25 protein-coding genes are annotated in these 26,926 nt (G+C 60.5%); 16 read left to right on the top strand and 9 right to left on the bottom strand.

The genetic code is table 11. The features are described from left to right. Positions 1–72 precede the first annotated feature (72 nt). Positions 73–1,089 (top strand): DNA topoisomerase IB, encoded by a 1,017-nt coding sequence (locus tag AC1ROR_RS21795; protein ID WP_498590718.1) that lies wholly within the window; start codon positions 73–75, stop codon positions 1,087–1,089. Positions 1,090–1,092: 3 nt separating this feature from the next. On the opposite strand, the gene AC1ROR_RS21790 is transcribed toward AC1ROR_RS21795, so the two are convergent. Continuing rightward, the gene (locus AC1ROR_RS21790; RefSeq protein ID WP_003522116.1) at positions 1,093–1,815 is read right to left on the bottom strand and encodes a response regulator transcription factor; all 723 of its coding nucleotides are present in this window, start codon (positions 1,813–1,815) and stop codon (positions 1,093–1,095) included. 1 nt (position 1,816) lies between these two features. Next, positions 1,817–3,052 carry a GAF domain-containing sensor histidine kinase gene (locus AC1ROR_RS21785; RefSeq protein WP_498590717.1) on the bottom strand — a complete coding sequence of 412 codons (1,236 nt, stop codon included), beginning with the start codon at positions 3,050–3,052 and terminating at the stop codon, positions 1,817–1,819. A gap of 304 nt (positions 3,053–3,356) precedes the next feature. Here AC1ROR_RS21785 and AC1ROR_RS21780 point away from each other — a divergent pair, with 304 nt between their 5' ends. The 6 genes from AC1ROR_RS21780 (at position 3,357) to recX (ending at position 9,436) form a co-directional block, all read left to right on the top strand. Further along, entirely contained in the window at positions 3,357–4,373 is a 1,017-nt protein-coding gene (locus tag AC1ROR_RS21780; RefSeq protein ID WP_498590716.1) for an ABC transporter substrate-binding protein, read from the top strand. 98 nt (positions 4,374–4,471) lie between these two features. Beyond that, complete coding sequence (locus AC1ROR_RS21775) at positions 4,472–5,935, top strand: ATP-binding cassette domain-containing protein (RefSeq protein WP_080838913.1); 1,464 nt, start codon at positions 4,472–4,474, stop codon at positions 5,933–5,935. Further along, positions 5,932–6,873, top strand: a complete 942-nt coding sequence (locus AC1ROR_RS21770) for an ABC transporter permease (protein WP_498590715.1) — start codon at positions 5,932–5,934, stop codon at positions 6,871–6,873. Before AC1ROR_RS21775 ends, AC1ROR_RS21770 begins: the two co-directional genes overlap by 4 nt. Then, positions 6,870–7,817, top strand: a complete 948-nt coding sequence (locus AC1ROR_RS21765) for an ABC transporter permease (protein WP_080857657.1) — start codon at positions 6,870–6,872, stop codon at positions 7,815–7,817. Before AC1ROR_RS21770 ends, AC1ROR_RS21765 begins: the two co-directional genes overlap by 4 nt. A gap of 35 nt (positions 7,818–7,852) precedes the next feature. After that, on the top strand, positions 7,853–8,773 hold the full coding sequence (locus AC1ROR_RS21760) for an SMP-30/gluconolactonase/LRE family protein (RefSeq protein ID WP_498590714.1): 921 nt from the start codon (positions 7,853–7,855) through the stop codon (positions 8,771–8,773). A 72-nt stretch (positions 8,774–8,845) separates the two neighbouring features. Further along, positions 8,846–9,436 carry a recombination regulator RecX gene (gene recX, locus AC1ROR_RS21755; protein ID WP_498590713.1) on the top strand — a complete coding sequence of 197 codons (591 nt, stop codon included), beginning with the start codon at positions 8,846–8,848 and terminating at the stop codon, positions 9,434–9,436. 3 nt (positions 9,437–9,439) lie between these two features. Here the strand turns inward: recX and AC1ROR_RS21750 are convergent, their stop codons facing one another. From AC1ROR_RS21750 to AC1ROR_RS21725, 6 genes are all read right to left on the bottom strand, one after another. Beyond that, positions 9,440–9,847, bottom strand: a complete 408-nt coding sequence (locus AC1ROR_RS21750) for a c-type cytochrome (protein WP_498590712.1) — start codon at positions 9,845–9,847, stop codon at positions 9,440–9,442. An 89-nt stretch (positions 9,848–9,936) separates the two neighbouring features. Next, positions 9,937–10,464, bottom strand: a complete 528-nt coding sequence (locus tag AC1ROR_RS21745) for a DUF992 domain-containing protein (RefSeq protein WP_035223782.1) — start codon at positions 10,462–10,464, stop codon at positions 9,937–9,939. 248 nt (positions 10,465–10,712) lie between these two features. After that, on the bottom strand, positions 10,713–11,522 hold the full coding sequence (locus AC1ROR_RS21740) for an ATP-binding cassette domain-containing protein (protein ID WP_498590711.1): 810 nt from the start codon (positions 11,520–11,522) through the stop codon (positions 10,713–10,715). 34 nt (positions 11,523–11,556) lie between these two features. Continuing rightward, a complete protein-coding gene (fhuB, locus tag AC1ROR_RS21735) occupies positions 11,557–13,521 on the bottom strand; it encodes a Fe(3+)-hydroxamate ABC transporter permease FhuB (protein WP_498590710.1) in 1,965 nt (654 codons plus the stop codon). Next, a complete protein-coding gene (locus AC1ROR_RS21730) occupies positions 13,518–14,420 on the bottom strand; it encodes an iron-siderophore ABC transporter substrate-binding protein (RefSeq protein WP_498590709.1) in 903 nt (300 codons plus the stop codon). The genes fhuB and AC1ROR_RS21730 overlap by 4 nt, the downstream gene beginning before the upstream one ends. Before the next feature lie 28 nt (positions 14,421–14,448). Beyond that, a complete protein-coding gene (locus AC1ROR_RS21725; RefSeq protein ID WP_498590708.1) occupies positions 14,449–16,581 on the bottom strand; it encodes a TonB-dependent siderophore receptor in 2,133 nt (710 codons plus the stop codon). Between the two features lie 190 nt (positions 16,582–16,771). Here AC1ROR_RS21725 and AC1ROR_RS21720 point away from each other — a divergent pair, with 190 nt between their 5' ends. From AC1ROR_RS21720 to AC1ROR_RS21700, 5 genes are all read left to right on the top strand, one after another. Next, positions 16,772–17,683, top strand: a complete 912-nt coding sequence (locus AC1ROR_RS21720; protein ID WP_035223788.1) for a LysR family transcriptional regulator — start codon at positions 16,772–16,774, stop codon at positions 17,681–17,683. A 260-nt stretch (positions 17,684–17,943) separates the two neighbouring features. Then, a complete protein-coding gene (locus tag AC1ROR_RS21715; protein WP_498590707.1) occupies positions 17,944–18,207 on the top strand; it encodes a spike base protein, RCAP_Rcc01079 family in 264 nt (87 codons plus the stop codon). A gap of 176 nt (positions 18,208–18,383) precedes the next feature. Continuing rightward, complete coding sequence (locus AC1ROR_RS21710; RefSeq protein WP_498590791.1) at positions 18,384–20,051, top strand: phosphoethanolamine transferase; 1,668 nt, start codon at positions 18,384–18,386, stop codon at positions 20,049–20,051. A gap of 65 nt (positions 20,052–20,116) precedes the next feature. Continuing rightward, entirely contained in the window at positions 20,117–20,770 is a 654-nt protein-coding gene (locus AC1ROR_RS21705) for a response regulator transcription factor (protein WP_142173364.1), read from the top strand. Positions 20,771–20,792: 22 nt separating this feature from the next. Further along, positions 20,793–22,130, top strand: coding sequence for a sensor histidine kinase (locus tag AC1ROR_RS21700; protein ID WP_498590706.1), 1,338 nt, complete (start codon positions 20,793–20,795; stop codon positions 22,128–22,130). 63 nt (positions 22,131–22,193) lie between these two features. Here AC1ROR_RS21700 and AC1ROR_RS21695 read toward each other — a convergent pair whose 3' ends face one another. Further along, a complete protein-coding gene (locus AC1ROR_RS21695) occupies positions 22,194–23,498 on the bottom strand; it encodes an MFS transporter (protein ID WP_035223795.1) in 1,305 nt (434 codons plus the stop codon). A gap of 68 nt (positions 23,499–23,566) precedes the next feature. Here AC1ROR_RS21695 and AC1ROR_RS21690 point away from each other — a divergent pair, with 68 nt between their 5' ends. The 4 genes from AC1ROR_RS21690 to AC1ROR_RS21675 all read left to right on the top strand — a co-directional run bounded on the left by AC1ROR_RS21690 (position 23,567) and on the right by AC1ROR_RS21675 (position 26,865). Further along, positions 23,567–23,782 carry a hypothetical protein gene (locus tag AC1ROR_RS21690; RefSeq protein ID WP_498590705.1) on the top strand — a complete coding sequence of 72 codons (216 nt, stop codon included), beginning with the start codon at positions 23,567–23,569 and terminating at the stop codon, positions 23,780–23,782. A gap of 9 nt (positions 23,783–23,791) precedes the next feature. Continuing rightward, positions 23,792–24,907 (top strand): RHE_PE00001 family protein, encoded by a 1,116-nt coding sequence (locus tag AC1ROR_RS21685; RefSeq protein WP_498590704.1) that lies wholly within the window; start codon positions 23,792–23,794, stop codon positions 24,905–24,907. Positions 24,908–25,162: 255 nt separating this feature from the next. Beyond that, a complete protein-coding gene (locus tag AC1ROR_RS21680) occupies positions 25,163–25,393 on the top strand; it encodes a helix-turn-helix domain-containing protein (protein WP_035223798.1) in 231 nt (76 codons plus the stop codon). Positions 25,394–25,614: 221 nt separating this feature from the next. After that, the gene (locus AC1ROR_RS21675; protein WP_498590703.1) at positions 25,615–26,865 is read left to right on the top strand and encodes an adenylate/guanylate cyclase domain-containing protein; all 1,251 of its coding nucleotides are present in this window, start codon (positions 25,615–25,617) and stop codon (positions 26,863–26,865) included. The last annotated feature ends 61 nt before the right edge of the window (positions 26,866–26,926 follow it).

The raw sequence follows: 26,926 nt of genomic DNA, 5'->3' as shown, positions 1-26,926 counted from the left end.
GAACGACAGGCCGCCGGAACGAAGGCGGCCTGTTTTTCGTTTGCCGCAGCGTGAAACCTGCCGGAAAAAACCATGCCACAGCCGCCCACCCGCCTTCTTGCCAAAATCGGACTTGCCTATGTCAACGATCAGGAGCCGGGTATTGCCCGCGAGAAACGCGGACGCGGTTTCTGTTACCGCCTTCCGGGCGGCGCGCTTCTCTCTGACAGCGTCGAACTGAAGCGCATCAAAGCGCTCGGCGTGCCGCCCGCCTATAAGGACGTGTGGATCTGCATTGACCCCGCCGGCCATCTGCAGGCTACGGGTTTCGATGCCCGTGGGCGAAAACAATATCGGTATCATCCCGACTGGCATGCACTCCGGGGCGAAACAAAATTCTTCCAGCTAAAAAGCTTCGGCAGGGCGCTGCCCGCCATTCGCCGCCGCGCCATCGCCGATATCGAAAAACAGGATCATGGGCAGGAAATGACGCTGGCAGCGCTCACGCTGCTGCTCGATGCCGCCTATCTGCGCGTCGGCAACCGCTCCTATCTCGAAACCAACGGCACCTATGGCGCAACGACATTGCTCAAGCGGCACGTCTCCTTCGGTGAAACCATCGAGTTACGGTTTGCCGCCAAGGGCGGACAGAAAGTGAAACGGCAATTACGTCACCCGCGCCTTCAAAAAATCCTCGAGGAGATCGCCGATCTGCCCGGCAAGGAACTCTTCGTCTGGCAGGACAGCGAAAACCGGGTGCATTCGGTCGATTCCAGCGATCTCAACGCTTACCTCTCCCGCATCGGCGGGCAAGGCATTTCCGCCAAGACCTTCCGCACCTGGGGCGGAACTTTGGCGGCCTTCTGCAACGCGATGGAACATGTGGCGGCGGGTGAAAAGCCGAGCATAAAGGGCATGTGCCAGGCAGCGGCGGCGGAGCTTTCCAACACGCCCGCCATCTGCCGCAAGAGCTATGTGCACCCGGCCGTCCTCGATATCGCCACGGAAGAGAAAACGCAGAAAAAGCTTGGCCGCATCTTGAAAGTCGGGGCAAAGCCCGTCTCCGGCCTCAGAGCGGATGAAAGACGGCTGCTTGCCTTCCTGCCCTGAGGATCAGCGGCTGCCGGCCCATTCCGCCAGCTCCCGCTCGGCCCTTTCCAGCGCGCTGTAATTCAGCAGCTTGCGCAGGAAAGCGACGGTAACGGCGCGGGTTCTGAGATTATACCGGCCTTCCGCCTCGTCATCGCCGGCGGCCTGATGCACGTTCAGCTTCTCATAGAGACTTTGCAGCCGGTTCTGTACGCTGCGCAGCGACAGGTTACGGCGCCGCGCAATCGCCTTGTCGGTGAGGCCGAGCGCGACATCGACAAGGATTTCATATTCGGAATCGGTAAAGCCATGGGCCTTGCCGAGGCTCTTTTCCTGCAGGCCGCGCACTTCCCGATCGATCACGCATTGCGCCTCGATGAAGATGCTGCGCAGCGCCAGCCGCAGGCGGTCATCGGAGGCGGATTTCAGCACGTAACCATAGGCCGCACCTTCCGGTACGATGCGGGAGACACCGCGCACATAGGCCTCGTCGGAATAGTTGGACCAGAACAGGATGCGGGTATCGGGCCTTTCCTTCCAGATGGTGCGCGCCGCCTCGATGCCGTTGCGCTCGTTCATCTGCAAATCCATGACGATATGGGCGGCGCGATTTTCGCGCGCGAGCTTCTCGCCGGTTCTGCCGTTTGCCGCCTCCAGCACCTTGTCGCATTCCGGCAGCGCGGCTCTTACCGCCTCGTTCAGATAGGCGCGGTGCAGCGCGTCGTCTTCGACGATCAGCACATCCATGTCACAACTCCTCCCGCCGGTCGAAAGCGCCTGCCGGCAATGTCACGGTGATGCGGGTTCCCGCTCCCGTGCCATTGCCGCCAATATCGAATTTCGCCGAAATCAGCCGCGCCCGCGTCTTCATATTGCCGATGCCGAGGCCGCCGGAGGCCCCGCCTTCGCCGCCACCGCTGCCGTCGTCGCTGACCGTCACCCGCAAACCGCCGTCGATTGCAGTCAGTTTCACGGCAATCGCTTCGGGCTGGGCATGGCGAATGGCGTTATTGACCGCCTCCTGCACGATGCGGAACAGCGAGATGGCCACCGTCTTGTCCAGCCTTTCCACCAGCCCATCCGTCTCATCCGTCACCGACCAGTCGACTACAGACCCGCTATCGCGCACGGAGCGGTCCACATAGGTCTCGATGGCCTCAACGACGCCGAACAATTGCAGGATCGAGGGTTTCGCCTCCTCGATGATCTCGCGCAAATCCTGCATGCAATGCTGCAGGCTGCGCACCACCGGCTCCAGCATCTCGCCTGACAGGTCAGGGGTATGGCTCATGCGCTCGATGCGCCGCGCCAGCCGCGTCAGATCCGCCAGCGTCTGGTCGTGCAGATCCATGCCGATGCGCTGCCGCTCGGCCTCCAGCGCCTCGGTCAATTGCAACGCGCCTAGCCGCAGGCCCTCCTCGCGGGCATTGGCGCGCGCCTCCTCGATGGCGGAGCGTTTGGCCTGCTCGGCGGCACGGATGGCGTAGAAATAGGGCGCCAGCAAATCGGCGACCGCGCGGGCATTCGCCACATCCTCCATCGTATAGGCGTCCGACTGGTGGGAGGAGCAACTCAGCGCGCCGATAATGTCGCCATGCACCTTCATCGGCACATGCAGGCGACTATGCAGGTTGAGTTCGATGATCGGGCTTGAAAACGACCCTTCGAAATGAAAGCGCGGATCGGCGCAGGCGTCGCCGCTCAGGAGGTATTCCACCTCGCCTGACAGCAGCGAACGGATCGGGCTGCCGGTCAGAAGGGCGGGCGGGAGCCTGCTCCAGGCACTGGCCAGACCGCTCTCATAGGCAATGTGATATTTGTCATCCAGCTGCTTGATGCAGACATCCATATGGTCATGCGGGATAATGTGGCTGATCTCGGTGGCGACCGCCTGGATGATAGCATTAAATTCGAGCTGCCCGGCAAGCAGCCGCGAAATGCCCATATAATGATGAAAAAGAGCGCTTTTCGGCGTATCCAGCATGTGCGGACGCCCTCCCAAGCGCCTGCCTTCGACCATCGCGGCGAAGATTCAATCCCTTGGGCGCCGCATCATTCATTCTGCGCCCGGCAGTGGCGTTTCGTCCTGCGGGTTCCCGCATGCTTTCTGCGGAAACCCGCAGGAAGATTGCCGTGATCTGCCTGTACAAGCCAAATCTTCTTGGTCATTCTCGCTTCTACTGGGGAAAGGAGCTCCAGTGCAAAGGAATTCTGTCTGCCGCCGAGGAGATTTGCGACAGACGGGCGTTTCCGGGCTCGAAAGGGCAAGCCACCAGGGAGGAAATCAAATGGCTTTCAGGAAGATGCTTCTGGCATCGGCCGCTGTCGCATGCGCAGCTTTGCCGATCACCGCTCATGCCGATACGTCGGCCAAAAAAATCGCGCTTTCAAACAATTATGCCGGTAATTCCTGGCGTCAGGCGATGCTGACGAGCTGGGACAAGATCACCAAGCAGGCGGTTGCCGACAAGCAGATCGCCGCCGCTGACGCCTTCACCACAGCCGAAAACCAGGCGACCGAACAGGCCGCGCAGATCCAGAACCTCATTCTTCAGGGCTACGACGCCATCGTCATCAATGCCGCTTCGCCGACCGCGCTTAACGGCGCGGTGAAGGAAGCCTGCGATGCCGGCATCACCGTCGTATCCTTCGACGGCATCGTCACCGAGCCCTGTGCATGGCGCATCGCGGTCGATTTCAAGGCGATGGGCGAAAGCCAGATCGACTATCTCGCCAAGGCCATGCCGAAGGGCGGCAACCTGCTTGAAATCCGCGGTCTCGCCGGCGTTTCGGTGGATGATGAAATCCATGCCGGCATCGCCGCGGGCGTCGCCAAGAACCCGCAGTTCAAGATCGTCGGTTCCGTCAATGGCGACTGGGCGCAGGACGTCGCGCAGCGCGCCGTCGCCGGCATTCTGCCGAGCCTTCCAGAAGTCGCGGCCGTCGTGACGCAGGGCGGCGACGGTTACGGCGCGGCACAGGCTTTTGCCGCCGCCAAGCGCCCGACACCCACCATCGTCATGGGCAACCGCGAAGACGAGCTGCAATGGTGGAAACAGCAGAAGGACGCCAGCGGTTACGAGACCATGTCCGTCTCCATCGCTCCCGGCGTCTCGACGCTCGCTTTCTGGGTGGCGCAGCAAATCCTCGACGGCAAGGATGTGAAGAAGGACCTGACCGTGCCCTTCCTGCGCATCGATCAGGCCAATCTCGAGGAAAACCTGAAGACGACCCAGAAGGGCGGCGTGGCGAATGTGGAATATTCACAGGAAGACGCCCAGAAGGCCATCGCATCGGCCAAATAGGCCGGATCGGCTTTAAGCCTCACTATTGCGGCGCTCCCGGAACGGGCGCCGCAATAGCCACACATTATCCGATTTTCACATCACTGGCGTAGTTGCTCATGAATGACATCATCGAGGCGGAAGAGGTCGTCGCTGCGCGCGGCGTGAAGGTCGTGTTCGGCGCGGTAAGGGCGCTGGATGGGGCCGATCTCGTCATCCGCACGGGGGAATGCCTCGGGCTCGTCGGCCATAACGGCGCGGGAAAATCCACCATCGTCAACGTCATCAATGGCGGGCTGACGCCGCATGAGGGTTCCGTTTCCTATGGCGGCAACGAAAACCGCCACGGCATTGCCGCCGCGCGCGCGAACGGCGTTCGCTGCGTGTTTCAGGAACTGTCGCTTTGCCCGAACCTGACGATCAGCGAAAATGTCCGCATCATGCATGCCGCCACGGGTGGGCGAAACTGGCGCGGCCGTGCGCTGACGACGATCCGCCAGACACTGGATGAAATTTTCCCCGGCCACGGCATCGATTGCGAACTGACCATCGCTGAACTTTCCATCGCCGAACGCCAGATGGTGGAAATCGCCATCAATTTCTGCCGCATACCGCACGCGCCGAGACTGGTGATCCTCGATGAGCCCACCTCTTCGCTCGATGCCGGTCTTGCCGAGCAGCTGATGGATTACGTCCGCCGTTTCGTGCGTGAGGGCGGCTCGGTTCTGCTGATCTCGCATATTCTCGGCGAAATTCTTTCGACGGCCACCCGTATCGTGGTGATGAAGGATGGCCGGGTGGTGGCCGACCGGAAGGCCGCCGACTTCACCACCCGCTCGCTGGTTGAGGCCATGGGCAGCGTCGTCAAGGAACAGGACAGGCGACGGGGTGAAAGCCGCAAGGCGGGCGAGAAGGTGCTTTCCATGCCGGCACGCCGGGGCGAAGGCCTTGCCTTCGAGGCCTTTCGCGGCGAGATCGTCGGCCTTGCCGGTCTCGGCGGCCATGGCCAGACCGAAGCGCTTCTCGATCTTTATCTTGCCCGCAACAATAGCTGGCTGCCCGCGCGCAAGACCGATATCGCCTTCGTGGCGGGCGACCGCAGCCTGAACGGCACCTTCCCGCTGTGGAGCATCCTCAAAAACCTGTCCATCGCCTCGCTCAGGGATATTTCAGCCGCAGGCATGGTGGACAGAACCAAGGAAACCGAGCTTGGGGCGCAATGGAAAAAGCGCATCGAAATCCGCACGCCCGACATGGGTAACAAGATCCTCTCACTCTCCGGCGGCAACCAGCAAAAGGTGCTTTTCGCCCGCGCGCTTGCCACCACCGCCAGCACGGTCTTGATGGACGACCCGATGCGCGGCGTCGATATCGGCACCAAACAGGAGGTTTATGACATCTTGAGAACCGAAGCCTCCCACGGCCGCACCTTCATCTGGTACTCCACCGAAATGGACGAAATCCGTCTCTGCGACCGGGTCTATGTGTTCCGCGACGGCGCCATCCAGGCGGAACTCGTCGGCGACGATATTACCGAGCAGAATGTGCTGGCGGCCTCCTTTGCCGGAGAAGACCACGCATGAAACTCTCGGCAAACGCGCTCCGCCTCATCATTCCCGCCGCCTCGCTCGCCGTCCTGCTTGCCGCCGTCTTCTACATGCAGCCGCGCGCCATGAGCTATACCGGCATGAACCTGCTGTTCAATCTGGCGGTGCCGATTGCGCTCGCCACCATTGCGCAGATGCTGATCATGTCGGTCAACGATCTCGATCTGTCGATGGGCACCTTCGTCAGTTTCTGCGCCTGTGTGACCGCCACTTCCCTGCAAACCACGCCGATCCTCGGTATTGCGATCTTTGCCGGTGCGATTGCGGTTTATGCACTGCTGGGCGCCATCATCCATATCCGCGCCCTGCCCTCCATCGTCGTCACGCTCGGCATGAGCTTCGTCTGGGGCGGCCTTGCCGTCCTCATTCTGCCCTCGCCCGGCGGCCAGGCCCCCGCCTTCATCCGGGCGCTTATGACGGCAAAACCGCCTTTCGTGCCGATCGCCATCGTCGCCAGCATCGTGATCGCGGTCGTCGCCCATTACATCGTCATGCGCTCTTCCTTCGGTGTGCTGATGCGCGGGGTCGGCGGCAATTTCCGCTCGGTCGAGCGCTCCGGCTGGTCGGTCGTCGGCATCCGCGCCGCCACCTTTGCGCTGGCCGGTTTCTTCGCGGTACTGTCCGGTATCGCCCTTGTCGGGCTGACGACATCGGCCGACGCCAACATCGCGCTGCGTTACACGCTGCTCTCGATTGCCGGTGTCATCCTCGGCGGCGGCGAATTCGTCGGCGGAAGGGTATCGCCCATCGGCGCGGTCATCGGCGCGCTGACGCTGACGCTCGCCGGTTCGTTCCTCTCCTTCATGCGCATTTCGCCGGACTGGCAGATCGGCGCGCAGGGGGCGATCCTCATCATCGTGCTGGCGCTGCGCATCCTGCTCAACCGTCTTGAAAAGCGGGAGAAAAACCAATGAACGGGCTCTCTTCCCTCACCAGAAAACCATGGATCTGGTCTTTTGCCGCAACGGCGGTCGTCTGGATTGTCACCGTGCTCTTCACCGGCGGTGCAAGCTCCTTCGGCCTGTCGCATGCCGCACTCACCTTCGCGGCCTTTTCGGTCATCGTCGGCATCGGCCAGATGTTCGTCATCACGCTCGGACCGGGCAATATCGACCTCTGCGTTCCCGCCACGATGACGCTGTCAGGCACGCTGGCGCTCAAATTCATGGATGTGTCCGACGGTCTCATCCTGCCCGGACTGCTGATCGCCATTCTGATCGGCATCGCCATCGGCATCGGCAATTATGCGCTGATCAAACTCCTGCGCATCCCGCCGATCATCGCGACGCTCTCCATGAGCTTCATCGTGCAATCCATCGCCATCTGGTCGAACCGCGGCCTGCGCATCAAGCCGCCGGAAACATTGGCCACATTCACCACATCAAGTTTCTTCGGCATTCCGAATGTCGCTCTCGTGGCCCTGCTGCTGTCCGTCATCGCCTGGCTGCTGCTCGACCGCTCGTTTTACGGACGCTGGATTTCCGCCATCGGCCAGAGCACCTTCGCCGCCCGCATGACCGGCATTCCGGTGGACGGCGCACGTTTCGTCACCTATGTGCTCTGCGCGGTGCTGGCGGCGATTGCCGGTTATCTGCTCGCCAGCTTCTCTGGCGGTGCGGCGCTCAATATGGGCTCGGAATATCTGCTGATGTCCATCGCCGTCGTCGTCATCGGCGGAACGGCGGTGGCGGGCGGCGATTCCAACGTTCCCGGCATATGGGGGGCATCGCTCTTCATGTTCCTGGTGGTGTCGATGCTGAACACCTATGGTTTCGGCGCCGGCATCCGCCTCATCCTCACCGGCCTCATCATCATCTCCGTCATTCTTCTGGCAAGCGGCCCCAAGGCCACGCGCTGACCCCATAACGACAAGCCCCCAAGCGGACCACGCTCATGACCACAGACACGACCTCCCCTTACGAAATCCACGATGACCGCTTCCGCCATCTGATCGTCGGCAATGCCGAACTGGAAGAGCTTTATTCCGGCTGCCGCTGGGCCGAAGGCCCGGTGTGGTTTGCCGATCTGAACTGCCTGCTGTTCAGCGATATTCCCAATCAGCGCATGCTGCGCTGGGTGCCGGATGGCGGGATCTCGGTGTTCCGCGAACCCTCCAACTTCACCAACGGCAATACCCGCGACCGGCAGGGGCGGCTCGTTTCCTGCGAACATGGTGGGCGCCGCGTCACCCGTACCGAAGTGGACGGCTCGATCACGGTTCTTGCCGACAGCTACGGCGGCAAGCGGCTGAACTCACCCAATGACGTGGTGGTCAAATCCGATGGCAGCGTCTGGTTCACTGACCCGACCTACGGGATTCTTTCCGATTACGAGGGCTACAAGGCCGAGCCGGAACAGAAGACGCGCAATGTCTATCGGCTCTATCCCGCAACGGGAGAGGTCACGATCGCCATCGACGACTTCATGCAGCCGAACGGGCTTGCGTTTTCGCCTGATGAGACAAAGCTCTACGTCGCCGACAGTTCCTACAGCCATGATGTCTCCCGCCCGCGCCATATCCGCGTCTTCGATGTGGTGGATGGCGCGAAGCTCACCAACGGCCGGGAATTCTGCAACCTCGACAATGGCCTGCCGGACGGCTTCCGTCTGGATACTGCCGGCAACCTGTGGACCAGCGCCGGCGATGGCGTTCACTGCTTTTCCCCCGAAGGTACGCTCCTCGGCAAGATCAAGGTGCCGCAGACGGTCGCGAACCTTACCTTCGGCGGCCCGAAAAAGAACCGCCTGTTCATCACCGCGACGAAATCGCTTTACTCGGTCTATGTCGCCGCAACCGGCGCGCAAACACCGTGAGCTACTGAAAAACCGGAGGAAACGTGTCGGGAAGGAACTGGCAAGACGGGTTCACCGCGCTATAAAAGCGGAATGAACGACGATTCCAGCCCCTTCCTGACCGATGACATGGCCGAGGACGGCGACACGCCGGCCATTGAACCCACCAGCCGGATGCTTTCCTGGGCGCGCAATTCCGCTCTTTACCGGCTGGAACAGCGCATGATGACGGAAAAGCAGCTACGCGACGCCATCATGCGCAAGGCGCGGGAAAAATTCGAGGATATCAGCCCGGCACAGGTGAAGGCGCTTGGCGAATTTGCCGTGACCTTCGCTTATGGCATCAAGGCGCTCGACGACACGGCCTATGCGGAAATCGCCGTGCGGAGTGGCCAGCGCAGCGGCAAGTCGAAACGCGGGCTCGCGCAGAAACTTCAGGTCAAGGGCATCGCACGGGAAACGGCCGCCGTTGCGCTTGAAGAGACCGATGATCTGGTCGCAGCCGTCATCTTCGCCCGCAAGCGCGCCTTCGGGCCGTTTCGCCGTGTCGAACTGGACGAGAAGCGCAAGGCCAAGGAATTCTCCGCCTTCGCCCGCAACGGCTTCGGCTTCGAGATCGGCGCGAAAGTCATGGCGATGACCTTCGAAGAAGCGGAAGAGATTATCGCTGAAGCACCGCTCTGACCGCTATTGCGACATCGGCCGCGTTTTCAGATAAGCGATCAAATCCGCAATATCGGTTTCACTCCAAAGGCCGAAAAAACGCATCGCATTTCCGGGTATCGCCTTCTTAGGGCTGGCGATGAATTGTTGCAGCTCCTCTTCCGACCACACCCGGCCAGCCGCACCGGCATCTTTCAGCGCCTGCGAATAATGACCGTAATCGGTCACGGAGGCCATCGGCCTGCCGACGACACCCATCAGATGCGGGCCCATGCGAGTGCGCGGCGTGTCGACACTGTGACAGGTGGAACAGCGGCTGAAGACCTTTTCCCCATGGGCCGCATCGCCCTCGGCAAAAGCGGCTGTCGCAAGAAGGAAAGAACAGGCGGTGACCGCCGCGACACTTTTGAATGTGGAAATCATGATCCGCATAATACGACGCCCTCTTCGTCTGACAACGAAGAGGGCGTGTTTAGACATGCGACAGAATGCCCGGCGCGATACACCGGGCATTTCGCTGATCAGTTCATGGCCGTCAGCGTCACCGAGGTGCCGGTGGCGGCGAGGTTGAGGCCAACCTGACCCGTCACGCTGACCGTCTGCAGCTGGATGGAGCCGGACGTGCCGCCAACCAGAACGTTGGTGCCGACGCCGAGACCGACGGTGACTTCAGCCGTTGCGCCCTGATAAAGGCCGCCGAGCGAGCCGCGGTGGTAACCAGCCGTCGGGGCGAAAACAGCCCAGACCAGACGGCCCTGCGTGGTGAAGCCAAGGTCGACGCCCATCTTGCGGATCGCGCCGGTGTAATGGTCGGTGCGGCGAGCGCCCAGCGTAGACTGGAAGGTGCAATCCAGTTCCTTGGCCGAGCCGATCACGTAACCGACGCCACCACCGATATCGCAGGTAAGGTAACCGATCTTGACGCCGTTGCGGTCGTCCTGCTCCTGCGGAGCCGGTTCATATCTTGCAAGGTCGGCAGCAAGTGCGGAAACGGTTCCGCCGAGGCCCATCGTCAATGCGGCAAAAGTTACGGCAACAGCCTTTTTCATCTGATTTTCTCCTGTTTCATTCCTACCCGCAGCAGCCCTTCTTGCCCTCTCCGGATATTGAATTCCGCACTGTTAACGTTTGTTCCCCAGAATCGATCCAAAACAACTTAATTGGATGCAAGGAAAGCAAAACAGTTAACAATGTCTGTTGGCGGTAGGATGCCATTAAGACATTGTTAGGGCGAAAAATGCCGGGAGAATTACTGTCAACAGCAGGCTTTTCCGCGCGTTGTTTTGCTGCAACAAGCTTAAAGCGGCAAAGCGACGGGAAGGCCGGTTGCGGCATGGGTCATGACATCCATGCGCACACCATAGATCCGCTCCAGCGTCTCCGGCGTCATGATCTCTTCAGGCGTTCCCCTTGCAATCAGATTGCCGGAATGGAGCGCGACGATCTCGTCGCAGAACCGCGCCGCCATGTTGACATCATGCAGCACCACGATGACGCCGAGACCCTTTTCCCGTGACAGTCTCTGCACCAGGGAAAGAACCTCGAGCTGGTGCGCCATGTCGAGAGCCGAAATGGGCTCGTCCAGAAGCAGGCTTTCAGCGTTCTGGGCAACCAGCATTGCCAGCCATACGCGCTGGCGCTCACCGCCTGAAAGCGTGTCCACCAGCCGGTCCCTGAAGGCTACCGTATCGGTCAGCTCGATGGCCTCGTCCACCTTGTCCTGATCCGCCCGGGTGAACTGGCCGAGAGCGCCATGCCAGGGGTAACGGCCAAGCGCCACCAGTTCCTTGGCAAGCATGCCGGAGGCGGCCGGCGTATATTGCGGCAGATAGGCCAGCTTTCGCGCAAATTCGCGATTGCCCCAGTTTCCGAGCGCCTTTCCCTCAAATGAGACGCTACCCGCCGTCGGCTCCTGAATGCGTGCGAGAATCTTGAGCAGCGTGGATTTTCCAGAACCGTTATGGCCGATCAGGCCGATCGTCTTGCCGGTCGGAAAGCTGGCCGTCAGAGGATGCAGCAATCTCCTGCCCGGCACCTCCATCGTCACTTTTTCCAGTGAAAAAAGCGGGATATCGTCATAATCGACGGCAAGTGCTGCCTGACCCATGGTTCTCATCTCCGTAAATCGCTCAAAGACATCATCAGCGCCTGCCTGAAAGCCAGATCAGGTAGGGCGCACCGGCAAGAGCCGCAAAAAGGCCGAGCGGTAGTTCATAAGGAAAGGTCATGGTCCGCGCCCCGAGGTCGGAAAGCGCCATCAGCACCGCACCGAACAGGAAGGAGGCGAGCAGATGGTCGCGCGGCGTGGTGAAACCGGCGCGAAGCGCAATATGCGGCGCCATCAACCCGACGAAACTCAAGGGACCAACCAGCAGCGAGGCAGCCCCCGTGGCAATGCCTGCCACCGCAATAACGGCGATGCGCGCAGCACCAAGCGGCAGACCGAGCGAGAGCGGCACATCCCTTCCGAGCGGCAGGATCGTCAGCCAGCGCGTCACCGAAAGCGCAGCCGCGAGCAGCACGACGGAAAGCACCCCAAGAAAGATCGCCGAAACGGGCGTCGCCGTTGAACCCGAGCCGCTGAGCCAGGCGAGAATTTGCCAGGCGCGCTGGTCGCCAATGGCAAGCAGCGCCGAGAGCACCGCCGAGCAAAGCGAACTGATGGCGATGCCGGCGAGCAGTATTTTTTCCGGCGCCAGATGCCGGCGCACCGAAAAGAACAGCACGAGGATCATGATCACGGCCGAGCCGATGCCGGCGCCAACGAACAGCTCGAGAAGACCGGCGGCCGGAAAAATCGTGATGGCGGCGGCAAAACCGAGGCCTGCACCGCCGCTGACGCCGATCACCTCCGGGCTTGCCATGGGATTGCCGGTGAGCCGCTGGAGCAGCGCGCCCGCCATGGCCAGAAGACCGCCGGCGGCCATGGCAGCCACCAGCCGCGGCCAGCGGAACGGCAGCAGGCTTTGCAGATCACCGACCTTCAGCACCGTCCAGCCATCAGGCCCCTTGCCAATGGCAATCGCCGCAAAAACCAGCCCCGCCATGACGACAAGCATTGGCAGCAGCGCCGCGAGCCGGCGTCTTGTCGCAAGCTCGACACCTTCGCCGCGATGCACATCGGTCGGCCGGATTTTGGGAAGCAGCCACAGAAGCAGCGGCCCGCCGATCAGGGCCGTCACCGCGCCAGTCGGGAAAACCTCAGCCGTCGTGCTCGCCAGAAGCTGCACGAGACCGTCGCAGAACCAGAGCAGCAGACCACCCAGAAGCGGCGAAACAAACAGCACGGAAGATGCTCGCCGCACGCCAAGCGCCCGGGTGAGCGCCGGCGCGGCAAGGCCGATGAAGCTGACAAGGCCAACCGCCGCGGCAACGAAGGCCGCCAGCATGACTGCGACGGCCGCGACCGCCAGCCGGATCGAAAACAGCGACACGCCAAGCGATCGCGCACCGGAATCGCCAAGGCCAAGAACCGTGAGCGGCCTTATCAGCAATCCGGTGAGAACCAGGCCCAGGAAAAGTTGGGCAGCAAGCAGAAAGGCGTTCGACCAGTCCTGCTGGCTGAGCGAGCCGCCGTTCCAGACGACCAGCGACATCAGATATTCGCCCTGCGCAAGCGTCAGGGCTGCAGAGGCTGAGGCAGCGGTGATGCCGACCAGCAACCCGGACACCACCATGGTCACCGGCTCGAAGGATCGTCGCCAACCGAGAAGAAATACCACACCCGCCGCGACGGTAGCACCCGCCAAGGCCACCAAGGCGCGGTTACCATCCAGCACCGAAGGAAAAAACAGGGTTGCGGTGACGATTGCCAGTTGAGCGCCGGCAGAGATGCCGAGGGTGGAGGGATCGGCGATCGGATTGCGCAGCAATTGCTGAAAAAGCGCACCCGACAACCCCAGCATCGCCCCCGCCAGAATGGCGACGGCTACGCGCGGCATCAGGCTGAAGGCGAAAATCACCTGATCCATCGACATGGAGGTGGCATCAAACGGCAAAGCCGGCCATGCGCCAAGAGGCAGCCGCAGCAACCCGGCATGCAGGGAAAGCCCCAGGGCCAGAACAAAGACCAGCCCGAAAAGAAACTGGAGAGGCCGCGCCGTCACAATGCTTCCCCCCGTATCGTCAGAGCCTCGGTCAGAAGCCGTGCGAAACGCATGCCGGCGGTGATGCCGCCATAGGGGCTGACATTGCCGAGCGTGACCACGCGATTTTCCCGCACGGCAGGCAGCGCACGCCAGATGGCGCTGTTGCGCAGGCTCTCGCGGGCCTCGACCGGAATATCGGAAACGATGACGATGCGCGCATCGGGGGAGCCCGCGAGATTTTCGAGCGGGACGGGGGCGGCGAAGGTGAATTGCGAACGATCCGCCCAGGCATTGGTGAGGCCCAGCCCGCCAAGAATATCACCGAACATGCTGTCTCTACCGAAGGCACGAAAATGCCGGGCGTCGCCAATGTTGATCACATAGGTCGGCCGCGTAGCAAAGGCTTCGAGGCGCACGCGCATGGCTTGCAGCGCCTGGTTCGTCCCGTCCAGAACCTTTCGCGCTTCCTCAGTCCTGCCGAGCTTTTCGCCAAGGGACGAGACTGCAGCAAGCGCCTTTGAAAATGGCGGCTCGCCCTTCACGTAAAAGGGCAGTGAAAACACCGGCGCTATGGCTTCCAGCCTGCCGGTGTAACGCGTGTAGAAAGGCGAGATGAGAATGAGGTCCGGCCGGGTCAGTTGCAGCAACTCGAAATTCGGCGCACCGCGCAGGCCGAGATCGGCGACGGTCTCGGGAATTTCCGGCTCGACCGCGCCGGCGCGGAACTGGATGAGCTCGGTCGCAGCCACCGGCATGACGCCGAGCGCAACGGATGTTTCCAGCATGGCCCAGTCGATGGCGGCAATGCGCGGCGTCGCCGCCGCCCGCGCCTTGCCGGCAAGAGCCGAAGCGGCGAGCAGGCCCAAAAACTCCCGCCTCCCCCAAAGGGGGGACATCCATCGATCCTTACGCGTCATGCCCCTGCTGCTTCACTTTGATATGGCGTCACCAACGATAGGTCAGCTTGCCCATAACGGTTCTGCCGTCACCGTAATAGCATCCGAAAGTGGAGCAACTAGAAATATATTCTTTATCAGTCAAGTTTTGCACGAGAAGCGAGGCACGGTAGCCGTTCTTCTCGTAATGCACGCCGAGATCGAGCAGGGCCAGCCCCTTCATCTCGAAGGCGTTGGCCGCATCGCCATAGCGCTTTCCGACATAACGGACGCCGCCGCCAATGCCGAAGCCCTCAAGCGCCGTATCCTCCGCGAAGGTGTAATCGAGCCAGAGGCTTGCGGCGTGCCGGGGCGCATTGTCGAGTTCCTTGCCATTATTGACTCGTCCTGCGACTTCACTGTCCATGTAGGTATAGGCTGCCCGCAGATCGAGCCTGTCGGTCAGGCTTGCGACGCCTTCCAGTTCGAGGCCTTTCACATGCGCCTCATCCATCTGCTGCGTCACGCCGCCGACAGTCGTTGTCACGTTCTTCTGCTTCAGATCATAGATTGCGGCCGAGAAGAAACCGTCGAATCCATCAGGCTGATATTTGACGCCGGCTTCCCACTGTTCGCCGGTGGTCGGCTTCGGCGCATCGCCGACAGCCGGCTGCGGCACCGGCTCGAACGAAGTCGCATAGCTGACATAGGGCGCGATGCCACCCTCAAAGAGATAGCTGATGCCGACGCGGCCGGTCAGCTTGTGGTCGTCCTTGTCCAGCGATCGATAGGTCGTTCCGTTGAAGGTCGTGCCGCTGGTGCTTGCCCAGTCCTGCCGCAGGCCGGCGGTGACCCGCCAGTTTTCGTAGGAAATCTCGTCCTGCGCATAAAGGCCGATCTGGGATATGTCGGTTTTCACATCGGCATAAAGCGTGCGCGAGGTCAGGCTGATCGGGCCGCCATAGACCGGATTGACGGGGTCAAGCGGCGTCGCCGCCCAGAATTCGGTTTTTACGTTATTGTCGAAATAGCGATAATCCAGTCCGACGAGCAGAGTATGATCAACCGGGCCTGTCGAGAAATCGGCCTGGAGGCTGTTGTCGATATTGAAAGTGTTCAGCAACTCATCCTGGAAGGTCGCATTGCGGCGGATGAGATTGCCGATCATGCCGCTATTGGTCGAGGACATGCCAAGCGCGCGGTAGGACCAGTCGAAATTGGAATAACGCGCATTTTGCCGGAAGGTGAAGGTCTCGTCGAAACGATGCTCGAATTCGTAGCCTATATTGGTGAACTTGCGGTTTGACGTATCGAAAGACGGATCACCGACATAAAAGCTGCGGTCCAGCATATTGCCCGGCCGGGAAAAGGTGAGTGCTGGGGGAAGGCCGGACGGCGAGCTCGGATTGTCGTGCTGATAGGAAGCAAGGACCGTCAGCTTCGTATCCTCATCAGGCTGCCATGTGAGCGCCGGCGCGATGAAATAACGGTCGTTCTGCAGATTGTCCGTCTGCGCATGGGCGTTGCGGGCAACCCCGGTCAGGCGATAGGCAAGGCTGTCGCTATCCGCAACCGGCCCTCCAATATCGAACATAGACTGGTAGTAATCGAAGCTGCCGATCTGCGCGCCCACTTCGCCGAAACGCTCGAAGGTCGGCCGCTTGCTGATAAGATTGATGAGGCCGCCGGGGTTGCCCTGGCCATAAAGCACCGAAGCCGGCCCGCGAATAACCTCCACGCGTTCCAGACCATAGACCTCATAGGACGGCGCCCCCGCCGTGCGCATCAGTCGAAGGCCGTTGAGAAACTGCAGCTGGTTTCCCGCAAATCCACGAATGCGCGGCGCATCGAAACGCGGATCGGAACCCGAAGGCTGCGCGACAACGCCGGGAACATAATTCAGCGCCTCGCTGAGATTGCGGACGTTCTGTGCATCCATCTGGTCTTTGGTGATGACGGAAACTGATTGCGGCGTCTCGATCAGGGACCGTCCGGTCTTGGTGGCACTGGCGCTGGTTTTCGCCACATAGCCCTTTACGGGGGCTTTGGGGTCCTGTTTTCCAACACCCTCCACGGTAATCCTCTGCAGCACCGTCGTGCCGGCTTCCTGCGCGAAGGCAGCACCGGAGGACAAAAACGCCACATAGGCTATGGCGGCGCAACCGCCCGCCAGAATGGAAATGTGTTTGGTCTTTCCCTGCACCGCCAAAACCCTTTATCAACCCGCGCCGCCACCAAGGCGGATATTTTTCTGGAGAATTTAACTCATCTTATTACGCAAGGTGCAGATTGTGATCCAATAAGCGCAGGCGGTTTTTTTCAGAAGTATTGATTATGAAAATACCGACAGATAATAGCTTGGAATTATTCAAATCTGCTAAAAAGGCCATGCGATGGGCAGGAAACCGGCAAGCCGGGCTGAGACATTCGAATTGCGACACCTGCGCTATTTCACAGTGCTGGTGGATGAGCGCAATTTCGAGCGCGCCGCCGCCCGCCTCGGCATTGCCCAGCCGGGACTTAGCCAGCAGATCATGGCGCTTGAGGACATTGTCGGCATGCCGCTCTTGGACCGGACGCGCCGCTCGGTGAAGCTGACCACGCCCGGCCAGCTTCTCTACGAAGACGCCCGGAAAATTCTTGCCAATGCCGAAGCGACGCTTGCGGCGCTGAAGCGTGTCGACCGTGGTGAAACCGGCCGCATCTCCATCGGTTATGTTGCCTCGGCCGCTTATTCCGGCCTGCTCATCCGGTCGATCTCCAGTTTCCGCGCCTCTCATCCCGATGTGGAGCTGCAGCTCATCGAAATGGAGATGCGACTGCAACTGGCCAAGATCGCCGACGGCAATCTCGATTTCGCCTTCATCCGTCCACCGGCGCCCATCCCGGAAGGTGTTGCGGCCCATGTGGTCCTGCGTGAGCCGTTGATGGCCGCCTTGCCGGAAAATCATCCGCTGGCCTTTGCGCTCCAGATCGATCTCAGGAACCTCGCCGCAGAAACCTTCATCACCCCGCGACAGCCGCCGGATGTCGGCTTTCACTACAATACGATAGAAGCCTGCAACGAAGCCGGATTCCAGCCTTCCATCAGCCCGGAAGGCCGGGACTACACCACCATCGCCAGCATGGTGGCTATCGGCCTCGGCGTCGCGCTGGTGCCGCGCTCGCTCGATTGCCTTCGGCTTCCGGGGGTGCGTTACGTACCGCTTGCGGCAAGTTCGGCAACCTCTGACCTCGCAATCGCTCACCGGAAAACGGAAGCCTCTCCGGCCGTCAGGGCCTTCATTCTCCATGCCCGGAACTGAGGCGGAGGCCTCCGCCCGGATGGGGACGTCAAGCCATTTGGAACGATTCCGTGGACGAAAAATCCGCCACAGGCCATCTGGCGGATTTGGTGACGATAGGGCCATTGCAGCCAACCGCATGTGAAGACACAGACAATATCCGCTTGCCCGGACAGGACGGCGCAGTCCTCGCGTCCGGCGCGACATCCAACGTCCCCGTTTGTCCCCTCCCGCCCGCAAGGCCGTATATTCACGACAGGTTCGTTTTACGGGAGACAGCAATGGCTGAAATTTACACACACTATGCCGCCGGCCTGGAATCGCCGGCGTCCAACGGTTTCGACATCCTTCCGGACGATGCCAGCCCGCTTCCCTCTCCCACACGCGCGATTTATGTCGGCAATGGCGGGCAGCTCTGCCTCACCCTGCTTTCCGGGGCGACCGTGACCTTCCAGAACCTGCCCGCAGGCAGCCTGCTGCCGGTTCGGGCCACACGCGTATTTTCAACGCGCACCACCGCAACGGGCATCATCGGACTGAATTAAGTGGTATTATGCCGTCGTCTGAGCATCGGCTGCCACGGCATTATGTGACACTTTCATGACAAAGCTTTCAGGTTGATGTCAGCTAAATGACGCATCCGCCATCAATCGGCCCATGCGGCAGCCTGAAGACGGGTGCTTCCACACGTTCCTTGCTACCGCCGGCATATATGAATCTGGTGGAACTGACAGTGGCTCTTTTTACGGCGAAAGCGACAGGAACTGAAACATATCGTCCGGAAATCGGCAGCGTGCCGCTCAGCCTGCTGACGGCGGTCTATCTGCTGTTTTTCACCAACCAGACATTCTGGTCGAAGGTCCATACCTATCTTTCCGCCTATCCGGTCGCCATCGTCTCGCTTTATGTTGCGATGATCGCACTTTTCGGCGCCCTCATCACGATTTTTTCCGCCAAATACCTCATCAAGCCGTTCCTGATCTTCCTCGTCTTCGCAGCGGCGGCAGCCTCGTGGTTCATTGACCGTTACGGCATCGTCATTGACAGCGACATGATCCGCAACGCCGTGGAAACGACGCCGGCGGAAGCCGGCAATCTGATGACCCCCGGCCTGTTCTGGCATCTCGCCATCTTCGGGCTGGTGCCATCGCTCGTCATCGTGTTCGTCCGCGTCAGGCATCGTCCGATCCTCGACAAGCTCCTGTGGAACACCATCAGCATTCTCATCTGCCTCGGTGTCGCCGGCATCATCAGCTTTGCAAATTCCAAGACGTTCACCACCGCCATCCGCCAGCACAAGGACATCGTCAAAAGCGTCAACCCATTGTCGCCGATCATGTCCACCGTCCACTATTTCACGCAGGCCGGAAAGGAAGCCGACATACAGGTCAGCGCCATCGGCAAGGATGCGAAGGTTCTTCCCGCAATTGGCGGCGTCCATAAGCCGCGCATCACCGTCATCGTGGCCGGCGAGACCGCCCGCGCCGCGAATTTTTCGCTGAACGGTTATGGGCGCGACACCAATCCGGAACTCGCCAAACGCAATGTGATCTATTTCCCGAGCACCACCAGCTGCGGCACCGCAACGGCTATTTCCATTCCCTGCATGTTCTCGAAGTTCCCGCGTTCGGAGTACAGCCACAACAAGGCGCTCGCCAACGAAAACGTCATGGATGTTCTCGTCCATGCCGGCATCGGTGCGACATGGCTGGACAACAATACCGGCAGCAAGAATGTCGCCGACCGCATTCCCTATTTCGACCTGCCCTCCACCAATGACAGCCGCTTCTGTACCGGCGGAGAATGCCGCGACGACATCTTCTTCGACAAGCTCGATGCCTGGCTGAACAACGTTACGAAGGACAGCGTCATCGTGCTGCACCAGATGGGCAGCCACGGGCCGACCTATTATCTTCGCTACACCGACGAATTCCGGAAATTCACCCCCGACTGCCGGACGGCGGAACTTGGCAACTGCACCGACGCCGAAATCGTCAACTCCTACGACAACACGCTTCTCTACACCGACCATTTCCTGTCGACTGTGATCGACAAGCTGAAGGCACGCTCCGACAAGCTCGCAACCGGCATGATCTATGCATCGGACCACGGCGAGTCGCTCGGCGAAAACGGCGTCTATCTGCACGGCGCGCCCTATCTCCTGGCGCCTGACCAGCAGACCCATGTGCCTTTCCTGGTCTGGTTCGACGACGATTTCGCCAAATCCATGGGGCTGGACAAAGCCTGCCTGGCGAAAAGCGCGGCCAAGGGCGGACGCTCCCACGACAATTATTTCCACAGCATCCTCGGCATGATGAACGTCTCCACCTCCGTCTACGATCCCTCGCTGGACGTGTTCGGTGGCTGCACGCAGCGCCAGAACAGCTGAACACACAGTGCTTGACGCCTATCCCGTGAAAGCGATACGCAGGACGACGCGATAAAGGAGCTGTCTTGCGGGTTCTGCTTGTTGAAGACGATCATGTTCTGGGAGAAGCGCTGAGAGACCACGTTGCAGCGGCGGGACACGCCGTGGACTGGTTCAAGACGCTGGGCGACGCCATGGCGGCGACGCGGACCATGGGCTATGGCCTGATCCTGCTCGACATGCGCCTACCCGACGGCGAGGGCATCACCCTGTTGCAGGGCCTGCGCAACCGCGACGATGCGACACCGGTGATCATTCTGACGGCCCACGATCAGGTTTCCGACCGGATTGCCGGACTGAACGCCGGCGCCGACGACTATCTGGTCAAGCCCTTCGACCTCAACGAACTTTCGGCGCGCATGCTGGCGGTCTCGCGCCGTTATGAAGGTCGCTCGGCCCCGGTCATCCGCCTGCCCGGCATCGAAATCAACCAGGTGGCGCGCAATATCACCGTCGACGGAACGGCGCAGACGCTCAGCGCCCGGGAATGGGCCGTTCTCGAAAAACTGGTCGAATATCCCGGTGCCGTCGTCTCGAAAGCGCAATTGCACGACACGCTCTACGAATTCGGCGCGGAAATAGAAAGCAACACGGTCGAGGTCTATATCAGCCGGCTGCGCAAGAAAATCGGCCATGACCGCGTCGAGACCGTGCGCGGCGTCGGCTACACCATCAGATAGTCAGAATTACAAGCAGGCAGACATGGCCAGACCGACCAGCATGACCCGCAAGCTCGTGACGGCGCTGACAAGCGTCGTCGCCATATCCTGGCTTCTTGCCTGCGGGCTGGGCGTCATGGTGATGCAGGACGAGTTCGCCGAAATTTTCGATGCCGGCGTGCAGGAAACGGCCGAAAGGCTGCTGCCGCTTCTGGCCGACGACCTCAGGGAAAACAACACGGCCCCCGCCTCGAGAAAGCTCAACCCCTCGGCGGAAGGTGCCGAATATCTCACCTATCAGGTGCGCGACCGGGAAGGACAGGTCGTGCTGCATTCGCATGATAGTTCGACGGAGCCTTTCGAGGTCTCGCTCGAACCCGGCTTTTCCGAAACGGCCACGCAGCGCATCTATACGGTGGCAACGCCGGACGGGGAATATTTCCTTCAGGTCGCCGATGCCTTTGCCAACCGGCGCGAGGCGATAGAAGAAGCCGGCAGCGCGCTTTTGCTGCCCGTCCTCATCCTCATCCCCGCCAGCATCTTCGCCGTCATCGTGGTCGTGCGCAGAACCCTTCAGCCGATACAGACCCTGCGCGACGAGATCGGCAGAAAGGACGGCGGCAATCTGGCACCGCTGCAAACCCAGCCTTTTCCGGCCGAACTCCATCCCATTGCCCGCTCCGTCAATCTGCTGCTCGGGCGGCTGCGATCGGCAATCGAGGCGGAACGGGAGTTTACCGCCAACAGCGCCCACGAATTGCGCACACCCATTGCCGGCGCGCTGGCGCAGGCGCAGCGGCTCCGCGCGGATATTCCACCGGAACTTGCCCCGCGCGTGGAAAATATCGAAAAATCCCTGCAGCACCTCGGCCATCTTGCTGAAAAACTGCTTCAGATGTCACGTGCCGAAGCAAGGATCGGCGTGACCGATACCACGAGCGATCTTATCCCCGTGCTCGAACTCGTCATCGACGACATGAGCAGGACGGCGATCGGCACATCCCGCATCCGCTTCACCAATCGCTGCGAAGGCGGCATGAATTGCAAGATCGGCGCGGATGGCTTCGGCATCATCATCCGCAACCTTCTGGAAAACGCCCTGATCCACAGCCCGGCGGGAAGCCCGGTACAGATATTCGCCGAAGAGGACGGGACAATCCGCGTCATCAATTCCGGACCGGCAATCGACAGGGCGCTCCTGCCGAAACTGACGACACGTTTTGCCCGAGGCCCGACCAAAGCGGATGGCACCGGGCTTGGCCTTGCCATCGTCAAGAGCCTGGTGGAGCAAACGGGCGGAGAGCTGGTGCTCTCCTCTCCGGCACCGGGCAGACAGGACGGGTTCGAAGCCCGCATCGTTCTTCCGGTCGAAGCCGCCTGAATGCGCTGAAAACAAAAAGCCCCGCCAGGGTGGCGGGGCTTTGTTTCGTCTGGATTGGAGGGCTCAATCCTCGTGGATATGGCTGTGATCGCGCGTATCGCGCATCTTCACATAAACCACCAGCGACAGCGCGATCATGATCGTCACATACCAGAAGAACCAGTTTTCATGGCCGATCTGCTTGAATTTCAGGGCCACGAATTCCGCCGTTCCGCCGAATATGGTGTTCGCCAGCGCATAGGGCAGAGCCACACCGAGCGCGCGGATATGGGCGGGGAACATCTCCGCCTTTACCACCGCATTGATGGAGGTGTAGCCAGTAACGATCAACAGGCCGACCAGAACGAGGGCGAAAGCCATGATCGGATCGGTGGTCGTCGCGAGCGTGCTGAAGATGACATAAGTAAACAGCGTGCCGAGAATGCCGAAACCCACCATCAGCGGCTTGCGGCCGATCTTATCCGACAGCGCACCGGCAATCGGCTGGCACAACATGAAGACAAAGAGCGCCGCCGTCGTGATTTCGGTCGCACTTTCCTTGCTGAAGCCAGACGTATTGACGAGGAATTTCTGCAGATAGGTCGTGTAGGCGTAAAAGGCGAGCGTGCCGCCCGATGTCAGCGCCATGACCATCAGCGCTTCCCTCGGATAGTGCTTGAACAGCGCCCATCCGCTGGATTTCGGCTTGTCCGCATCACCCGCCTTGGCATTTTCGAAAGACTGCGTCTCGACAAGGCCACGGCGGATGTAAAACACGGCAATCGCAAGAAGGCCGCCGATGAAGAAAGGAATGCGCCAGCCCCAGGAACCGAGCTGTTCCGGCGTCAAAACCCGCTGCAGCACCAGAAGCACCGCCAGCGCCAGAAGCTGGCCGGAGATCAGCGTCACATACTGGAAGCTGGAGAAGAAGCCGCGGCGGTTCTTGCCGGCCATTTCGCTGAGATAGGTTGCGCTGGCGCCATATTCGCCACCGACGCTGATGCCCTGCAGGAGGCGGGCGAAGACCAGAATGGCCGGTGCGGCAATACCGATCGTTTCATGGCCTGGCGTGATCGCGATCAGCAGCGAGCCGAGACACATCAGTGTGACGGACAGGGTCAGGCCGGCCTTGCGGCCCTTGCGGTCAGCATAGGTTCCCATGAACCATGCCCCGATGGGTCGCATCAGAAATCCGACGGCAAAAACGGCAGCTGCGCTCAACAATTCTGCGGTCTGGTTTCCGGAAGGGAAAAACACCGGCGCGAAATAAAGGGTGAAGGCCGAATAGACGTACCAGTCGTACCACTCGACGAGATTGCCCGCCGATCCGCCGATAATGGATTTCAAACGGGTTTTCTGATCCGGCGCGGTGGCAGGACCATTTGCCATAATATTCACGGGTTGACTCCAATTCATCTTCGTCTGGAGATGGAAGGGCGAACGGAAGGTGTGATAATTTGTCGCTCTCGGTGGGGGTATATACCCCTCATATTGCAATGCGCAAGCTTATGCCGCATCGCAACATAATTGATAAAGCGGCGGTAAAGGCCTCAATGACGGTGATTTTGGCTTCCCTGCGCCGCGACAGCCGGCATGATCCCGGCGTCGAAGCCGCGAAAAGCAAAAAATCCATCATCGCAATCCGCCTTGTCACCCGTGCGTGCTCAAACTAAAAAATATCAATGATTTACGATGTGTCCGACGTCCAGATTGAAAAGCTTCTCATACCCGCTGCCCGCGCGGGCGAAGCGCTGGCGCGGCTGGACGAGCGGATCAGCCGGTCTCCGATGAAGCATGGCTTTATCGAAAGGCAAGATTTTACCGATGCGATCTCATCCATGTGGGTGGATGGCGAACTCGTGCACATGGAAGATCTGGTTTTGCATGATGCCCACATGGACGTGCGGGTGCCGACGCACGAAATGACGGCGGCACACCGGATATTGCGGTCAAGGCGACTGATTTTCTCCAATGCACCGGGTTGGGCCTTCACGGCGCAGGGCCTTTCCCGCCTGCGTGGCAAGACGGCAATTGCCGCCGACGAGACGGTATTTACCCCTGGGCCCACGGATCATTCCAGCAACGAGGAGCCGGAAACAGATGGTGAAACACCGCTGGACGGGGCTTTTTCCGAGCTGGACGCGCTTCTGGCTCGAAGCGCCGCAACACTGAGCGCCATTACCGCCGGCACGACGCTCGCGCCCCTTCAACATCGGGAGGAGACCAATCCGATGGTCAACGATCCCGACTGGGACGAGGAGGAACGGCTGGCGGAATGGCGGCAGGTTCATGGCCAGACGGAGGAACTGCCCGCGATCCTGCGGACCGCAATCATGCTGGATGCCTGGAACATGATAGAGGTCCTGCAGCGCAGCCCGTGGCTCGGCAGGCTTCTGGCCGCTGCATTTCTGCGCGACGGGGCTGTCGCGCCCGATCACCTGCCGGCGCTCAGCACCGGCCTTCGCGCCGTTCCACGCGAGCGGCGGCATGCCAGAAACCAGACGCAACGCCTCCTCGCCCTTCTGGACAGCTTTCATGAAGCAGCGCTCGCCAGCATGAAGGAACATGACAGGCTGACCCATGCAAGGGAGCGCATGCTGCGCAAGCTGGCCGGCCGGCGCTCCTCCTCCCGCCTGCCTGAGCTGGTGGAGCTCGTGGTCTCCCGACCGGTGGTCTCGGCGGCGATGATTGTCAGGGAACTTGGAACCACGCCACAGGGCGCTATCGGGCTCGCCAATCAGCTGGAATTGCGCGAGGTAACGGGCCGTGGCCGGTTCCGCGCCTGGGGAATGCTGTAGCACTCATTGCTCTGACACGGCACGGCGGTGACCGGAAAATCACGTTTCATCTGCCCATTTTCGCCACGGAAAAATGCCGCGGGAATGCGGCGATCACGAATCTTAACAAAATTTAACTATTGCGTAGGTGGACGAAGCGTCTATGTTCCTCGCTGCGTTGCAGCACCGATTTCTTCTCCGGCAACGCGGTCGCATTCGGCCCGGCAACTTTTTTCTGCCGCCCGCATTAAAGTGTCCATCATGAGGGAGATGCAAATGACAATTTCAGTCTCACAACCCGATTCCGATCAAGAAACAGATGCTCCTTTTGCCAGAAAGGTTCTGACCGCTCGCAATCTCGCCGGTTATACCGTCGAGCAGCTTGCAATAACCTGCGGCCTCACGACCAGCGAAATTCGCGCCCTGGAAGACGGCACGGACAGCGATCCGCTCCGCATCAGGCGCGTTGCCGCCGCCCTGCATATTCCCGTAGAAACCGTTATCTGATCGTCTACGGCGATCCGGATAAAATTTGAGCGCCGCCGGGGACGATGTTCGCGAGAACATCCGGGCGGCGCTTGCAATTGAACACGGCCAATCTCTCCGGAACATTTTCCGCACCTCTCTCTTAACATTTCCGTTACCCGGCACCACATGTTGTCCGCACGGACCATGTTCGGCATCTGGCCCGCCCGCACGAGAGCAGCAACAACCTCCGGAATCCTGTCATGACGCTTAGTCTCAACACCGAAGAACGGGTTTCTTCAGCTTTGGATGAATTGTGGCCGGCGGAGAAAACGGAAATCCTCGACTGGCTCATCACCGGCACGAAGGATGAGCGCTTTATCGACGAAATATTCGTCGAGCTTTGCAGCAGATTGCGGTCTAGCGGCATTTCCGTCGCCCGTGGTGTGCTCGCTTTCCGCATCCGTCATCCGCAATGGCTTGGCGCACGGATTTTGTGGAAAGCCGGCATGTCATCCGCCGAGATCGCTACCTACGGCTACGGATCGGAAAATACGCCCGAATATCTGAACAGCCCCATCAACGACATCCATCAGGGCGCCACCGAAGTTCGTCTCCGCCTGAATGATGACGAGGCCGACGAGCCCGGCTACACCATCTATGAGGAACTGCGGGCTGACGGGCTGACGGATTATCTGGCCTGGCCCATCGAACACACTTTCGGCAAACGCCATGTCGCGACATTTTCCAGCGACCGTGCGGGAGGCTTTACCGAAGCGGAAGTCCTCGCCCTGAAAAACCTGTTGCCGGCGCTCGCGCTGGTCAGCGAGATACGCCTGAAAAACCGCATGACGCGCACCCTGCTGGAGACCTATGTCGGCCCGCATGCGGGTGAAAAAATCCTCAATGGGGCAACGACGCGCGGCAGCGGCATGACCGTGGGCGCGGCGATCCTGATCTGCGACCTGCGCAATTTCACCCATATTTCCGACCTCTGGCCACGCGACGACGTCATCGAGCTGCTGAACGGTTATTTCGACGCCATGTGCGATCCGATCGAAGAGTTCGGCGGGGAAATCCTGAAATTCATGGGCGACGGGCTGCTGGCCGTTTTCCCGCTCAGCGACCCGCAGGCCTGTGAAAACCTGCTGAAAGCCATTGCCAGCGCACAGAAAAGTCTCGTTGCCCTCAATGACATCAATTGCCAGAAGGGCCACGACCCGCTGGGTTACGGCATCGGGGTCCATGTCGGTGATGTCATGTATGGCAATATCGGCTCCAAAACCCGCCTCGATTTCACCGTTATCGGCCCTGCCGTGAACATCGCTTCTCGGCTTGAAACGCTGACCAAGGAAACCGGCCGCAGCGTGTTGTTTTCCGAAGAATTCGTCCGTATGGCCGGGTACGGGGACAAGCTGGAAAATCTGGGGCCGTGGCTGCTGCGCGGACTTGAAACCCCGGTCGAGGTTTATGCCTTTCCGCAAAATGCCGTCCTTTCATCTTCCATCGACTGATCGCCGGCACCGGCTTTCAACCCGCCCCAGGTTGCTTTTCCACCGTGGCCGCCATCCGCAA

The organism is Agrobacterium sp. GW821-FHT14E08 (assembly GCF_058803865.1).
The sequence above is the reverse complement of the archived record's forward strand: the minus strand, read 5'-3'. Positions and strand labels throughout refer to the sequence as shown.